General features: G+C 40.1%; 14 protein-coding genes. 1 reads left to right on the top strand and 13 read right to left on the bottom strand.

Features of this window, described 5'->3' with window-relative positions:
- Nucleotides 1–18: 18 nt before the first annotated feature.
- From ACFPZG_RS04840 to ezrA, 11 genes are all read right to left on the bottom strand, one after another.
- A complete protein-coding gene (locus tag ACFPZG_RS04840; protein WP_283732456.1) occupies nucleotides 19–936 on the bottom strand; it encodes a class I SAM-dependent methyltransferase in 918 nt (305 codons plus the stop codon).
- Between the two features lie 72 nt (nucleotides 937–1008).
- Nucleotides 1009–1515, bottom strand: coding sequence for a thiol peroxidase (tpx, locus tag ACFPZG_RS04835; RefSeq protein ID WP_283732458.1), 507 nt, complete (start codon nucleotides 1513–1515; stop codon nucleotides 1009–1011).
- A 34-nt stretch (nucleotides 1516–1549) separates the two neighbouring features.
- Nucleotides 1550–2134, bottom strand: coding sequence for an RDD family protein (locus tag ACFPZG_RS04830; protein WP_283732459.1), 585 nt, complete (start codon nucleotides 2132–2134; stop codon nucleotides 1550–1552).
- A 15-nt stretch (nucleotides 2135–2149) separates the two neighbouring features.
- Nucleotides 2150–3154, bottom strand: a complete 1005-nt coding sequence (gene sppA / locus ACFPZG_RS04825; RefSeq protein WP_283732461.1) for a signal peptide peptidase SppA — start codon at nucleotides 3152–3154, stop codon at nucleotides 2150–2152.
- Nucleotides 3155–3661: 507 nt separating this feature from the next.
- Nucleotides 3662–4567 (bottom strand): EamA family transporter RarD, encoded by a 906-nt coding sequence (rarD, locus tag ACFPZG_RS04820; RefSeq protein ID WP_283732462.1) that lies wholly within the window; start codon nucleotides 4565–4567, stop codon nucleotides 3662–3664.
- Between the two features lie 80 nt (nucleotides 4568–4647).
- Entirely contained in the window at nucleotides 4648–6225 is a 1578-nt protein-coding gene (mbcS, locus tag ACFPZG_RS04815; RefSeq protein ID WP_283732463.1) for an acyl-CoA synthetase MbcS, read from the bottom strand.
- 177 nt (nucleotides 6226–6402) lie between these two features.
- Nucleotides 6403–6606, bottom strand: a complete 204-nt coding sequence (locus ACFPZG_RS04810) for an alpha/beta-type small acid-soluble spore protein (RefSeq protein ID WP_283732464.1) — start codon at nucleotides 6604–6606, stop codon at nucleotides 6403–6405.
- A 129-nt stretch (nucleotides 6607–6735) separates the two neighbouring features.
- Nucleotides 6736–6945, bottom strand: a complete 210-nt coding sequence (locus ACFPZG_RS04805) for an alpha/beta-type small acid-soluble spore protein (protein WP_283732465.1) — start codon at nucleotides 6943–6945, stop codon at nucleotides 6736–6738.
- A gap of 82 nt (nucleotides 6946–7027) precedes the next feature.
- A complete protein-coding gene (gene thiI / locus ACFPZG_RS04800) occupies nucleotides 7028–8236 on the bottom strand; it encodes a tRNA uracil 4-sulfurtransferase ThiI (protein ID WP_317941260.1) in 1209 nt (402 codons plus the stop codon).
- Nucleotides 8237–8239: 3 nt separating this feature from the next.
- The gene (locus ACFPZG_RS04795) at nucleotides 8240–9370 is read right to left on the bottom strand and encodes a cysteine desulfurase family protein (protein WP_283732466.1); all 1131 of its coding nucleotides are present in this window, start codon (nucleotides 9368–9370) and stop codon (nucleotides 8240–8242) included.
- A gap of 243 nt (nucleotides 9371–9613) precedes the next feature.
- Nucleotides 9614–11305, bottom strand: a complete 1692-nt coding sequence (gene ezrA, locus ACFPZG_RS04790) for a septation ring formation regulator EzrA (RefSeq protein WP_283734674.1) — start codon at nucleotides 11303–11305, stop codon at nucleotides 9614–9616.
- Nucleotides 11306–11552: 247 nt separating this feature from the next.
- Between ezrA and ACFPZG_RS04785 the strand changes: the two genes are divergently transcribed.
- The gene (locus tag ACFPZG_RS04785; RefSeq protein WP_283732467.1) at nucleotides 11553–12035 is read left to right on the top strand and encodes a GAF domain-containing protein; all 483 of its coding nucleotides are present in this window, start codon (nucleotides 11553–11555) and stop codon (nucleotides 12033–12035) included.
- Nucleotides 12036–12071: 36 nt separating this feature from the next.
- Here the strand turns inward: ACFPZG_RS04785 and megL are convergent, their stop codons facing one another.
- Both megL and ACFPZG_RS04775 read right to left on the bottom strand, forming a co-directional pair.
- Complete coding sequence (gene megL / locus ACFPZG_RS04780; RefSeq protein WP_283732468.1) at nucleotides 12072–13286, bottom strand: methionine gamma-lyase; 1215 nt, start codon at nucleotides 13284–13286, stop codon at nucleotides 12072–12074.
- A 93-nt stretch (nucleotides 13287–13379) separates the two neighbouring features.
- A complete protein-coding gene (locus ACFPZG_RS04775) occupies nucleotides 13380–15227 on the bottom strand; it encodes a GGDEF domain-containing protein (protein ID WP_317941261.1) in 1848 nt (615 codons plus the stop codon).
- Nucleotides 15228–15425: the final 198 nt, after the last annotated feature.

Genomic DNA, 15425 nt, shown 5'->3' with positions numbered 1-15425 from the left:
CTTTTTTTGTACTTACTTTTATTGTTCATCGACCCATTCATCAATCTTACGCAAGAATGATGCCATTGCATGTTTATCCGACATAGTCGGTACTTTCGTTAAAAGGACATCAGGTGTGCCTTTCATGTTCGCTTCAGGCTTCTGAAGCACAAGGATGCTTTTCTCATGAACCGTACTTCTAAATAATGACTCCGGCAGTTGAATAACCGCACGTACCAGTGCATTCTTTTTCACATATCGGTGAAGCAAGGATGATTGGTCCGATTCAAATAGGGAAGCCGGGACAAGGAAAATGCCATATCCCCCACCCTTCAAATGATTCATGGATTGTTCGATGAATAGATGATGCGAATAAGCATGTCCTTCGGCTGGCATCATTTCAAAATTGAGTGCATTGTCATCATCAGGATAAAACCCAACTGGTAGATCACAAACAACTAAATCAACCGGGTCAACCATTAATGGACGCAACGCATCCTGTACAAAAAACTGTACAGGCTGTTCAAGTAAATTTGAGGAAACCGCTGAAAGTCTTACTAATAGCTCATCGATTTCTACGGATGTAGCTACCGTTTTCTCACCCATCGCATTCATAACAGTAAACAAGAGATTTCCTGTGCCCGCAGCGGGATCTAATAATGTCACTTGATCTTTTTTATCCATCAGTCGACTTGCAAAGTGCCCGATCAGCATGCCAATCGCGTCAGGCGTCATCTGATGATTCGGTTGCGCGTGCTCCTTCATTCCTTTTAAAACCGCGAGCTGAATGCCTCTACGAATTTCTTCCTTTGTAACTGACGCATTTAACCTTGGCATAACTTCGCCAGATAACCATTGATTGCACGCCTCAATTATGGACTCTAAATAAAGATTTTCCTTATTGGAAGTAGCAAACTCGTCTAAAAACTTAAAGATATGTTCAGTATTTGTTACCATTTTTATCCCTCTTATCAATTCTCAAAAATATATTGCTGTTAAAAGCCCACCCGTTTCCGAGTGGGCCAATTATTATTTGGTTAATTCTTTTACAGCTTTAATCGCTTTTTCGTAATCCGGATGATCCGTTACTTCATTTACATATTCTACGTAAGTGACAGTATCATCTTTGTCGATGACAAAGATAGACCGAGTTAATAAACGCAATTCATTTATAGCGACGCCAAATGCTTCACCAAATGAAAGATCACGATGGTCTGACAACGTCTTGACGTTCATAGCATCTTCCGCATTGACCCATCTTGCTTGAGCAAAAGGAAGATCAACGGAGATTGTCAAAACTTCAACATCATCTCCAAGTGAATAGGCCTCTTCGTTGAATTTTTTCGTTTGCAAAGAACAGACACCTGTGTCAAGTGAAGGAACAACGCTGATCAAGCGAATTTTTCCTTTTGAATCGTTCAATGTAACTGGCTGTAAATCATTCGAAAGAACTGTGAAATCTGGAGCTTTGTCGCCTACCGCAACTTCTTTACCAAGCAATGTAACGGGATTTTGTTTAAAAGTAACATTAGCCATGAAGACGCCTCCTATATCATTTCATTTCATTCTACTAAACAATTGTTCCCGCTTGCAACTCTTCGCCCTTTTGCAAACGCTTTGTCTCAACCACTTCTTTTTCGAATGACTGCTCATGGATGACATAGGTATCCGCAAACAGATCATGCAATGCTTCTTTTTTAGGCATAAAAATCACCAATAGGTAAGGAATAGTCAAAAGTTTCGATATGAAACGTCCGATAACCTCTCTAAAAAGAATTGTTCCCCAAGAAAGCTCCCCACCGTCTTTTTGAACAACTTTAATGCCTATTATCATTTTCCCGATTGTTTGACTGAAAAATTTCGTCATTAGGGCAAAGTAAGTTAGGAATACTACAAAGATTACCACCTTGTACGAACTGAAAAGCAGAAAGCCCGGATTGGAAATTTTGATGTCAAAAATTCTAAATATCGGTTTGATGAGAATTCCACTTACTGCTGACACCATCATCAAGTCAATTACATAAGCCCAGAAACGGGTCCAGAAACCCGCCAATTTCGGCCTGAATTGTTCTGTTCTTATAATTTCATATTGTGGAAGGTGACTTTGCCCGGTAACATCCGCCATCGATTGATTTTGATTTACATCATCCGTCATGTCAGTTCCCCTCCCTTATTTTTCACCATACAAATACATCATTCTTGGGGCGTCATAATCTGAAAGTAACTTACCAATCAGTTCCGACTCCACATTACGGCCAAATAGATTCCCTACATTCACTCCGAAAATCGATGCGAAACTGTCCATAGGTGCATACTCAAATACTGTTGCACCTTCCAGTTTATAATCCGCTTTTATTGCATCGATCACATCACCCAACTTGCCGACTTCATCTGCAAGACCCGATTCTATTGCTTGTCTGCCATTCATAATTCGGCCATCGGCTACTTTCTTCACAGCTTCAGTTGACATATTACGACCTTCAGCTACAATCCCTACAAAGCGCTCATAGGAATCATTAACCATTTCCTGAAGCATATTATGTTCTTCTTTAGTCATTTCACGTGAACCACTCATAATGTCCTTATAAGGACCTGTCTTAATCGTATTAAAATCAATGCCGTATTTCTCGGCCAATTTGGAGTAATTTATGCTTTCCATGATGACTCCGATTGAGCCTGTAATTGTTTCCGGATGTACGAAGATCTTTTCTGCTGGTGCGGAGACATAATATCCGCCCGACGCAGCCATTCCACCCATCGCCACGTAGATGGGAATTTCCTTTTCAATTTGAATTTCCCGGATTGAATCGTAAATATCGGATGATTCAACTACACCTCCACCTGGTGTATTGACAGAAAGGATTACTCCTTTCACTGATTGGTCGTTAAGTACGTCATTTAGCTGGGACATGAAAAATTGATGGTTGTATCCCGTTGTTGCGAAAATGGAGCTTCCAACGTCTTGAATGACGCCGTCTAATTTGAGGACAGCGATCCGATCTCTGTTAGTGCCTTGCTCGATTACTTTTTCACTATATGCATTGTTTGTTGCACCCATTTGTTCTAAAAAACCGTTAACATCCCTTGTGAATATGTACGATAGCGAATTGACGCCCACTGAAATAAATATCAGAACCGCCGCTACTATGATCGCGATCCACCGTTTCATTGTCATAGGTTACTTCCTCCTTCTATTCTCCACCACTATATACGTCCAACCCTCATAAAATGTTTCATTTAATATTAGTAAATACTATACCATTGATTTCCGTTCCGATTGGACGCTTTCCGCGGGCATGGCTTCAGCCTCCTCGGCGCTACGCTTCTGCGGGGTCTTCAGCTCATGCTATTCCCGCAGGAGTCGCCAATCTCCACTACAATCAATTAGAAATCCCTTTAAATTTTCTGTCCAATATTGTCTTTTATAAAATTTTATTAACTAATATTTATGTATAAGGTATTTCTGTTGATTGGAGCGGAAGGCGGCGAAGTGCAACGATAATGCTCTCAACGCTTCGCTTTTGTTCGCAAAAGCCGTGCTTCGTAACGGCTTTTCCTGGGGGAAACCCCTGCCTTAATTTCTGCAAAAGGCGCAGAAATACGGCAAATCGAACTCTTCGTGGTTCGATTGGAAACCGTCCGCCTGAAGCGCAGATCAACATTATTAGATATTCCCAGTAAATTAATGCGCATTTCTTTTCATTGATATTGTCTCATATACTTTGGAAATGGTGAAAAGGATTAGGGCTGCCCATATAATTGAAAACGAAAGCATTTCAATTGAGGAGAATGACTCCTTATAAACCACTACTGCCAAAAACAACATCATCGTTGGCGCGATATATTGGAAGAAGCCCGACACATTTAAAGGAATCATTTGCACACCCTTCGCATACAAGACGAGCGGAAGCGCGGTTGCTACTCCAGTCAGTACAAGAAGTATGTCCGTTTTTACATCCGAATGCAAAAAGACAGCCTGCCCTTTCATGAACAGATAAATATAATATCCTATTGCAAATGGTGTCATGAACAAGGTTTCTATCGCCAATCCACGGAGTGAATCCAATTGAATTCTTTTCTTAATAAACCCGTATACAGCAAAAGTGACCGCAAGGGTTAAGGCAATCCAAGGGAATTTCCCATATGAAAATGTCAGAATCACAACAGCCGATGCCGCCAACAGGAAGGCAATCTTTTGTAGTGAAGATAATTTTTCCTTTAGAAAAAAGATACCAAGCAATACAGAAACTAACGGATTAATGTAATAGCCTAAACTAGTTTGCACAATATAATTATGATTAACAGCCCATATGTAAATAAACCAGTTGGATGTAACGAGTATGGAAGCTATAAAAAGACTCCAGAATTGAAACTGTTTTTTCCAAAGCTCACTTACATCCTGAAGCAATTGTTTTCCGTTCTTTAAAATAAGAATTAAAAGAAGCGTGGAAAAGAATGCCCACACGATACGTCCCGTTAGTATTTCATCGCTTTGCACATGAGATAAATGTTTCCAATAAACGGGCATAATCCCCCATATTAAAAAAGATGCTACGACCCAAAGTACACCGCTTTTTTCATTCTGCATAAAGGTTGCCTACTCTCTCTCTAAAATGACAATATTATTATTAAAAACCGGCCTCCTATAAATGGATGGCCGGTTTTAATTCATCCTTTATTTAGCTCGGCTTTTCTTAACTCAACACGCATGATTTTACCAGATGCTGTCTTTGGCAATTCTTTAACGAATTCAATTTTACGTGGATATTTATAAGGTGCTGTTAATGACTTCACATGATCTTGTAGTTCCTTTATTAAGTTTTCCTCGTGTTCCATTTCCGGGTCGCGTAATACGATAAATGCTTTGACGACTGCACCGCGAACTTCATCAGGGCTGCCTACAACAGCACATTCTCTTACAGCTGAGTGCTTTGTCAATGCATCCTCCACCTCAAATGGGCCTATTGTATAACCGGAACTGATAATGATATCATCACCTCGCCCCTCAAACCAGAAGTACCCATCTTCGTCAAGTTTCGCACGGTCACCCGTTACATAATAGTCTCCTCTGAACTGCATCTTCGTGCGTTCCGGATCATTCAAATATTCTTTGAATAGTGCTGGTGTGGAAATATGTACAGCTATATCCCCGACTTCTCCTGCTGAAACTGGAATTCCGTCTTCATTAATAATTTCAACACGATTACCCGGGGTCGGTTTTCCCATCGATCCTGGCCGTGCTTGCATTCCAAGCATCGTTCCGACCAGTAATGTATTTTCGGTTTGGCCGTATCCATCTCTAACTTGAAGATTGAAGATTTTGTTGAACGTATCAATTACTTCCCTGTTCAACGGTTCGCCAGCGGAAACTGCACTTTTTAAAGAGGACAAGTCGTAGTCCTGCAAATTTTCAGCCTTGGCCATGAAACGATATTCTGTAGGGGTACAGCATAAGACATTTACGTTATATTTCTTAATCATTTCCAAATATGTTTGCACGTCGAAACGTCCGTTATAAACTATACCTGTTGCCCCGCTTCCTAAAACAGAAAGGAATGGCGTCCAGATCCACTTCTGCCAACCTGGAGCTGCTGTCGCCCACACAATGTCTCCTTCGTTAATGCCCAACCAGTTAGGTCCCGCAGTTCTCAGATGTGCATAGCCCCAAGCATGGGTATGAACGACACCCTTCGGTTTCCCCGTTGTGCCTGAAGTATAAGAAAGAAAAGCCATATCGGACCCTTCCGTCTCGGATGCATCGAACTCAGAAGAGGCATCTTTCATCAATTCGGTCAATGAATGCTGACCATTTTCCGAATTTCCAATAACGAATAGTTTAACATCATTCATATTATTAACAGATTCAAACTGATCCATAAATGCTTCATAAGCAACGATTGCCTTTGCACCGCTATGTTCCAATCTGTATTCTATATCGGAGGAGCGTAGCATTTCCGAACTTGGAATGACTACAATACCTGCCTTCAAAGCGCCGATATATGTTATATAGGCTTCGATTAAACGTGGTACCATCACAAGGATTACATCGCCTTTACCCAGGCCGTTTTCGATGAAAACATTAGCGACTTTATTGGCAGATACCATCAAATCATCGTATGTAATTTCTTTTTCATCGCCATTTGAATTCACATAAATGAGCGCGCGCTTTCCATCACCAGTTGCGTACTTTTCGAATTCAGAAACAAGATTATACTTCTCAGGTGCCACTAATTGCTCGCGATTCATTCGTTTCTCCTCCTTTTTGTATAGTTCAATTATACAAACTCAGCAGTAATAGTTCAAAACATACTTCTTTTCTTTCTGGAAATTTGAATAATTATCAAATCTTTTGTGAATACTCGGCTATAGATAACTCAAACACCACAAAAAAACTGCCCCAGAAAAACTGGGACAGCCATAAAATTATTGTTGGTAACCATTCATTTGTTGTTGGGCTTGACGCACTAATCGCTTAGTGATTTCTCCGCCGACGGATCCGTTGGCACGCGATGTGGAGTCCGGTCCAAGGTTAACACCAAATTCTGCTGCGATTTCGTTCTTCATTTGGTCAATGGCTTGTTGTACTCCAGGAACAAGTAGTTGGTTTGAATTTCCGCTGTTTGGCATGTCGTTGTCACCTCCTTGTAACTATAGAATGGACTGTATCCGGAAAATCATGCAGATAAATTTTTAATTTATCGCAGTTTTTTTTTGAAAAAAACTGCCCCGGGGAGATCCGGGACAGTTTCATTTGTTTTATTTTTGGTAGCCTTGCATTTGTGATTGGGCTTGACGCACTAATCGCTTAGTGATTTCTCCGCCGACGGATCCGTTGGCACGCGATGTGGAGTCCGGTCCAAGGTTAACACCAAATTCTGCTGCGATTTCGTTCTTCATTTGGTCTATAGCTTGTTGTACTCCTGGAACAAGAAGTTGGTTTGAGTTACCGCTGTTGTTGTTAGCCATGTTGTTGTCACCTCCTTGTGACTATAGAATGGACCGGATGCGGATTTTCATGCGAGGATTTTTATTGGTAATTTCATCCAACTCATAGGAGGTCTTCAAAATCATAATGGTTCTTTTCCTCTGAATCAGCTTCGATTACCGTTCTGTTTTTAACCGCTTCATCGATTAAAGGCTGAAAATCAAAAAAGCTTTCATAATGATGTACCTTTTCAAGTTTTGGTTTTGTTTTCGGATTTGAAGGTGTAAAGATTGTACAGCAATCCTCGAATGGTCTAATTGAAATATCGTACGTTCCAATTTTTTGAGAGATCTCAATAATTTCAAGCTTATCCATTGCAATAAGCGGTCTTAAAATTGGAGTCGTCGTTACTTCATTAATGGCCGTTAAACTTTCAAGCGTTTGACTAGCAACCTGCCCAAGACTCTCCCCTGTAACAATTGCCAATGCACCAATCTCTTCCCGTACCTTATCCGCGATTTGAAGCATCATTCTTCTTGTAGTCGTCATAGACAGATTATCCGGTACTTGTTGAACGACAGCTTGTTGAAGCTCCGTAAATGGGATTATATGAAGGCGGACAGATGCACCGAATGAGCTTAGTTGTTCTGTTAAATCCAATACTTTTCTTTTTGCCAATTCACTCGTATATGGCGGGCTTGCAAAATGGATTGCGTCGATGGATACACCGCGCTTCATAAGTTGGAAACCAGCGACCGGACTATCAATTCCACCTGACAACATTAATAATGAATGTCCATTTGACCCCACTGGCATTCCACCAGCACCTTTATATACTTTTGACGTTAGGAACGCACCTTCTTTTCGGATATCTACCAACAAAATGATATCCGGCTTTTTCATTTGGACGACAAGCTCTGGATAATGGCGCAATACATGTCCGCCGATTTCTTGTTGTAGTTCCCCGGTTACATATGGAAAGTCTTTATCAGCGCGTTTAATCTCCACTTTAAATGTACGGCCATCTGTTTCATCAGAACCGATTACTTCCAATGCTTTCGCCTTGATAGCATCTAAATCCGCTTCGCATTTTGCAACCGGACTAAATGATTGGATGCCAAAAATAGCGGAGAGCCTTTCCATCGCATTTTTCATATCATCCTGATCATCTGCGATTAAAAACATTCGATCTCGTTCAGCATTAATACGAGTTGTGCGTAAATCCCGTATTGCAGCATGTATATTGTTTTTCAATTTACGTACAAATACGTTCCGATTCCGACCTTTCAAAGATATTTCACCGTACCGTATTAAAATTTCATTCCATTCCATTTATTAAATTCCCCTCTCAATCAATTCCACGAATTGTCGTAAAACCTTTATGAATGTCTCTATTTCCGCCTCAGTGTTAGTGTTGCCGAAACTTACACGGATGACACCGTTTTTAAAGTTTTTATCCAAGCCGATTGCTTCAATGACATGACTTGCACTTTTATTTTTCGAGAAGCAGGCACTTGATGTGGAAATAATAATGCCTTGTTCTTGAAAATAATTGATGGCGACTTCTCCTTTAATGGACTTGAACGCTAACGATATTATATGAGGAGCTGCATTTTGTGGAGAAAGGACTTCAACAAGTTCAATTTCATCACAAACATTAATAATTTTATTTCTCCATTCCCTAAAATGTTTGCTCTCATTATTCACAGCGCTTATTCTCATTGCTTTTGCCATGGAAACAGCATTTGGAACGGATACTGTCCCGCTTCTTAAACCATTTTCTTGGCCGCCACCGAAATTTATAGCATTTGGTTTAATAGGTTTTTTCAAAAACAATGCACCAGAACCTTTTAGTCCATTAATTTTATGAGCTGAAATTGTAATAGCGTCAACACCCAATGACTCCATACTTACTGGGAGTTTTCCAAAACTTTGTACACAATCCGAATGGAAAATGGCTCGTCCATTTCTTTTTATTAACTCTGCACATTGAGAAATCGGTTGTATCGTTCCAATTTCATTATTAACATGCATGATACTGACAAGTATTGTTTCTTTTTTCAACTTACTTTCCAATTCTTTTAATGAAATCATGCCAGAATCGTCGACCGGAAGATAATCGATTTCAAATCCTTCTCCTTCTAATTGGCGACATGCATTTAAAATCGAAGGATGTTCAATCTCGGTCGTAATAATATGATTGCCCCTTGTTTTATAAGCTTGGGCAAACCCAATTATCGCCAAGTTATTCGCTTCCGTTCCTCCAGATGTGATGACAACTTCTCCATCTTCATTGTCAATAAGAGTAAGCATCTGTTCTTTTGAACGCTTTAACAAAACCTCCGCTTCCCTTCCCATTCGATGAAGAGATGCAGGATTCGCGTAAAAGCGCATGTTGGCTGCTATAAAAGACTCAAGCACACTTTCATTCGGCTGTGTCGTTGCACTATTATCAAAATAAATCATAAATAACTACCCTCTCTATAAAAAAATCTTGCATGAATTGGCAAGGATTTCCGCTTCGGGCGGACGCTTTCCGCGGGCACGGCTTCAATCTCCTCGTCGCTTTGCTCCTGCGGGGCTTTCAGCTCGTGCTGTTCCCGCAGGAGTCGCCGCCCTCCGCTTCAATCAACGATATAGTAACTGCTAATATTTCATTACACATTTACGTGACAAAGCCACCTGCACTAATGCCGGTGGCTTTTTTTCTTACACATGCTCTTTCAACATCTCTTCTATCCGTTTCATCGAACCCGGCTCAACTTCCTCAACCGCTGTCGCCGCTTCCTCTAATGCCTTCGCATAACGGAATTGCCTGAATGACTCCTCCGCCATCAGCAAACGCTCATTCATCGCAGGATTTGCGGCACGATACCTATTTCCATATTGGATAATTCGTTCGATGAGCATGACATTTTCCAATAGCTCCTCTACTTTACCCTTTACATCTTCCACCACAACCGTCGCATTTGCCAAATAGCCGTCAACAACTGCCATATTCAATGGAACTTCCTGTAAGCTTTGGCTAACCAAATACAATTGCTCTTCCGCTTCTTCAAGACGGGCATCCATCTCATCAGGAATACCAGGAATGTTCCCCCGATGTAATTTCCGATCTACATTTTGCAGTTCCTTAGAAAGATTATTCAACTTGTTTCTAACGTTATTTTCGTCAATCCGAAGGTTTTTCATACGGTTTGCAAGTCTTTCCCGTTCCTCTTCAATTCCTTCAAGTTCATCCGAGATTTCCTTTAGCTCCGTTTGCAATGAAGAATAGGCGGATTCTTCATCCTGTAGCAAAATCGTTAAAGTATCATAGCGTTTCTGTAAAGTTTCAAGCTTTTTCAAACTTAACTGGGGTATCTTTGCTTCCTTTTCATCCAAGCGATAACTTTGCTGAACGTAAGTTGCTTCATCAGAAGTTTCTTTTGTCAATTGGGTGATAGCAGCAAGACTTTCTTCGATTTCATTAAAATATAATTCGACGTAATGTCTAGCGTTCACTTCATTTTCAAGCGCATCATAGAACGAGTCAATCCGGTCATGCATTTCCGTAACTTGCTGTCTAACTGAATCGATTTCCAAATCGGCCATTTTGGCTAACTGCCCTTCAATGCCTTCTTCAATTTCAGTTAATTGCTTTGTCAGCTCAAGATGCTTCAATGAATACGATTGACCTTCCATTTCCCTGATCCCGTTCCGTAATTCCCTGATAGCTGCCGGTATTTTGCTTTGAAGTTCTATAAGCAATGATGGAATATCATGAATCAGAATTGAAAGTTGCTCTCCTCTTGATGTGAGTGTTAATACAATTTCACGCGCTAATAAATAGTTTCCATTTGCGGTCAACTCATCATACTCTTGAAATTTCGGTGTGAATGCCTCAAGTTCCTTTTCCAAAGGTCCAACAGTCATCCCGAATGCGTGTTGATGGGCTAAAATTGTTTTACGCGCTTGGCGATATTGTTCACGAAGTTTCTCTATTTCAATGCGGTTCTTTTCTTCGCTGCCAATCAATTCATTCAGCTCATCTAAAATTTCATTTTTCTTCTTGTCGCATTGTCGGATTTTTTCCTGGATCTCTTTTTCGAAGGATGTAGCCTTTTTAAATCGGAACCGATCAACCATATCTTCCGCATCAAATAGTAAGGTATCAATTTTAGGCATATGTACGTCGATGACTTCTGTCCATTCACTGCGCCACCGTTCAAACTTCTCCTCTGTTTCACCAGTCATATTCAACTGTTTGACTTTCATCATTTCTTCAAAAATCGGCTTGTTCTGGATTTGCATTTTTTCATGTTCAAGCCTACCAATTTCTCGTATATGTTTTCGCCTGAATAAAAAGGCGATGCTCATAAGTACAAGTAAAACTATTATTGGAATGATGAAGTATTTCATCATTGTGATCCCCCTATTCCGAAGTCACTTATATAAAGTTAAATAACGTAAATTTTCGTTTCTCAGTTTAAACATACTTCAACCACTGTAAAATAATATTATCTTATATAGTAACATGTTTAAAGTGTTTTCGTATCGAAAACGGACGAATTATAGGGAAAAAGGTGTTTTTCCGTCAAAATGCGCGAAATTTGTAGAATGTATGAAAGAAACGTATACTTGAAGTATTATTTTTGGGGGTGTTTTTTTGTTTACTGCTATGACTTATTCTGATAAACCGAAAGAAAAATACAGCCAGTTGACAAGTCAGCTTGACGCCTTGCTTTCTGGTGAGCCAAATCGCTTCGCAAATTTAAGCAATGCATCTGCTTTATTGAATCAGTTCTTTGACCGTATCAATTGGGTGGGCTTCTATTTATTAGACGGTGAGGACGAACTTGTCCTTGGGCCATTTCAAGGGCTTCCGGCTTGTATTAGAATTCCGCTTGGAAGGGGCGTTTGCGGAACGTCCGCATTGAACCGAGAAACGATTTTAGTTCCGGATGTCGATCAGTTCCCTGGCCATATCGCTTGTGATTCCGCTTCTCGTTCGGAGATTGTCGTTCCACTTATAAAGGACGGCAACTTGCTTGGAGTACTTGATATTGACAGCCCTGAGCTTGACCGTTTTAACGATGATGACCGAGAAGGTTTAGAAGAGCTTGTAAAAGTTTTAGTTAAACATATATGAAAAAACATGGCCCGAAAAAAGCTACGGGCCATGTTTTTAATTAGCATGCAATGAGTTGGTTTTCTCCAATATGGTAAACGCCGATTTTAGATCGGCAATCAAATCTTCTGGATGTTCAAGTCCTACCGATAAACGGAGTAAAGAATCCGATATCCCCATTTTGCCACGCTCTTCCTCAGGTACGGATGAATGTGTCATTGTGGCAGGGTGTTGAATAAGCGTCTCAGCATCACCAAGGCTTACAGCGATTTTTATCAACGAAAGGCTATCCATGAATAACTGGGCACCCTTTTTACCGCCTTTCACTGTAAATGATATCAATCCCCCGCCTGCCTTCATTTGACGTTCAGCAATTTCATATTGAGGATTCCCCTTGTCAAATGGGTAGTAAATATCTTCAACTAAACTTTGGCCTTTTAAATAGACTAAGAGCTTTTCCGCGTTGGCTGTATGTCTTTCCATTCGGACTGGTAATGTTTTTAACCCACGGATCAATAACCATGCATCGAATGGCGACATAATGGCTCCATAGTCCTTTTGAACGCTATATCTGAGCTTCTCCATCTCGTCAGCATCTTTTCCTACAAGCAATCCTGCGATAACATCTCCATGACCATTAATATACTTCGTTGCGCTGTGGAGAACGAAGTCGGCTCCAATGGCCAACGGATTTTGTAAATATGGAGAGGTGAATGTATTGTCAACAACAACACGGAGACCATGTTTCTTTGCAACCTTCACGATTAAATGCAAATCTACCAATTCCATTGTTGGATTAATAGGCGTTTCAACGTAAATACATACCGTTTCAGGTGTGATCGCCTGTTCAATCTCCTCTTCGCTTGTCATGCTGATCAAACTATGTGTAATGTTGTATTTTTCTTTCATTATATTTAATAAGCCAAACGTACAGCCGTAAATTCCCCTTGAACAAAGTATATGGTCCCCAGCCTTAGTCAAGTGGACCAGAATGGAGCTTACTGCAGCCATCCCAGAACCGAATGCAAGCGCACCACCGCCCTCCTCAAGTGCAGTCATTCTTTCCTCTAAAACACGGACGGTCGGATTTCCAATTCTGGAATAGATATTGCCCGCCTCTTCCCCCGAAAAACGTTTTTCCCCCTGTTCGGCAGTATCAAAAGAATATGTCGATGTCTGATAAAGTGGTACCGCTAGACTACCATGATGTTTCGTATCGTCATAACCTTCATGCACTACAAGTGTGTCTTTGTGTAATTTGTTCTTTTTCATCCCAATCCCGCCTTTCTTCAAATGTAAGCACTTACATTCCCTGATTTCATTCTACACTTTTTATCTTAAAAGAAAAAGAGAAAAGGAGTAACTTCAGCAAAGTCCATTTGCTGAAGCCACTCCATGTATGATGAATTGGTTTTTCCCATTTCCTTTTGCCTGATATAAGGCTTTGTCGATTGATTGAAACAGTTCGTTAAAAGAGGTACCTTCGTTTGGTAACCATTCGCCCATACCAATAGATACTGTCACGCTTGGTTCTGTAATAGCGGGTATTTCTTTAACAAGTAATTGGGCAAATTCCACGCCGCTTTCGAACGAAACATTAGGTAGGAAAATTGCTATCTCTTCTCCACCCCATCTGCTTGCAAAACCTATTCCATCCAATTTTAAACTAATAAAGGATGCCATTTGCTGTAAGACAATGTCACCAATATAATGGCCGAATGTGTCATTTACCAATTTGAAATCATCAATATCCATCAACAGAAATATACCTGATTCCCCATTTTCTATCGATGAAGCTACATACTGATCAAAATACGTTCTGGTAAATAACTTAGTCAGATTATCCTTGTTAACAAGATCTTGCAATTGGTCACGAAGCATAACGTTCGAAATCGCCAATGAGGAATGACCAATGAGCGAACGTAGAAGCTTGAAATTATCAAATGAGAAGGAATCATCCTTATGTAAAAGGATGACAAACCCAATCATATTCACGTTATTTGTGATTGGAAGTGCTACAAGCGAAGTAAAACCAGAGATTTCTTCATCACTTTTACTATTTACATCAAAAATCGAATCTTCCCCATTCTGTAAACGTGAAAGAATGTTTTCGACTACCTTCAGACCTTCCTCCTGTTTAAAAAAGGAGGTATTGGAAGTTAGAGCAATTGAATCGACGGCTTCCCCCTGTATTGTAACAAACGCCATTTCATCTGGACTGAAAGCATTCCTGAACTGCACGTCAAGATAGTCATACATATCCTCTATATCCAAATTACTATTCAATTCCTTGGAAGTTTCATCGACCAATTGCAAATCACTTACAAGACGGTATGATTGTTCGTATAAATTTGCGTTTTCAAGGGCACTTCCCGCAACATTTGTTATCAATTTTATAAAGTTTTTTTGAGTAGCTGTAAAGTCAGTCCCATTAACTGCTACGATTTGCAAAACCCCATAAGTACCTTGTCTTCCCCCAATTGCAGCATTCATCAAGATGCCATTAAGATCTTCCGCGTTTTTCTCGATCGTTAAATCGCCAGATAAAAATGCATCAACAGCCGAAGCACGTTCATTCACATAATCGAATAAACGATAACCCTTTGTCTTATCGTTATATTCCTGAGAAAGCAGGAGTTGCACTTCATATCCGGAAAAGGACTTGAGTACCGCCCTCATCATTTCCTCAATGATCACATCGCTGTCCATTGTCGAATTAAAGTGTTCCGTCACTTCAAACAAGCGTCTATACATCGACTCATTGTCAGATAGCTGATGAACTTTCACGACTTGACCAACAAAAGTGCCAAGCACCTTCTTTACATCTTTCAAATAAGGTGATTCAGCAAATGAATGCCATTTGTCAGTCGCTGTAAAGATTAGGGCTGCAAGCGGATTTAGCCTGTTATCACGAATAATAAGTGAATCCTCATTTATATCACCCGTATGAGCTAACAGCGAAATGTTAACAATTGGATAATCCTTTGTTGTACGGGATTTACTCCCATTTCCCATAATTTTACCTTCTATCAATGGAATAAAACGATTATTATCATATAAAAGAATATCTGCATTCATAATTTCAAAATGACTCATAAACATCCTTTTGCATTCATGAAGCATTTCTTCCATTGATAGTTCATCAATCTTACTTGAAAACAAATCGAAAACAGCACATTTCATTTCAATAACCGTAAGTTCATGATTATACATACTATCCCCTCATCTACCGTTCACCGATATCTATAAACATATTGTAATTCAACTATCCTTTATTAACCAGTGTTTACTATTGGGTCTTCCAATTATAAAAAAGGAAAATAACTTGACTGTCATTCTAATAATTGTTAAGATGGAACTTGTGTAAAATAGTTGCAGCAGTTGTATGATCCATGCTGTCCAGTCTATTCC

This window comes from Sporosarcina thermotolerans, from assembly GCF_042658975.1.
GTDB classification, from domain to species: Bacteria; Bacillota; Bacilli; order Bacillales_A; family Planococcaceae; genus Sporosarcina; species Sporosarcina thermotolerans.
This window is presented reverse-complemented; position numbering and strand designations above follow the sequence as displayed.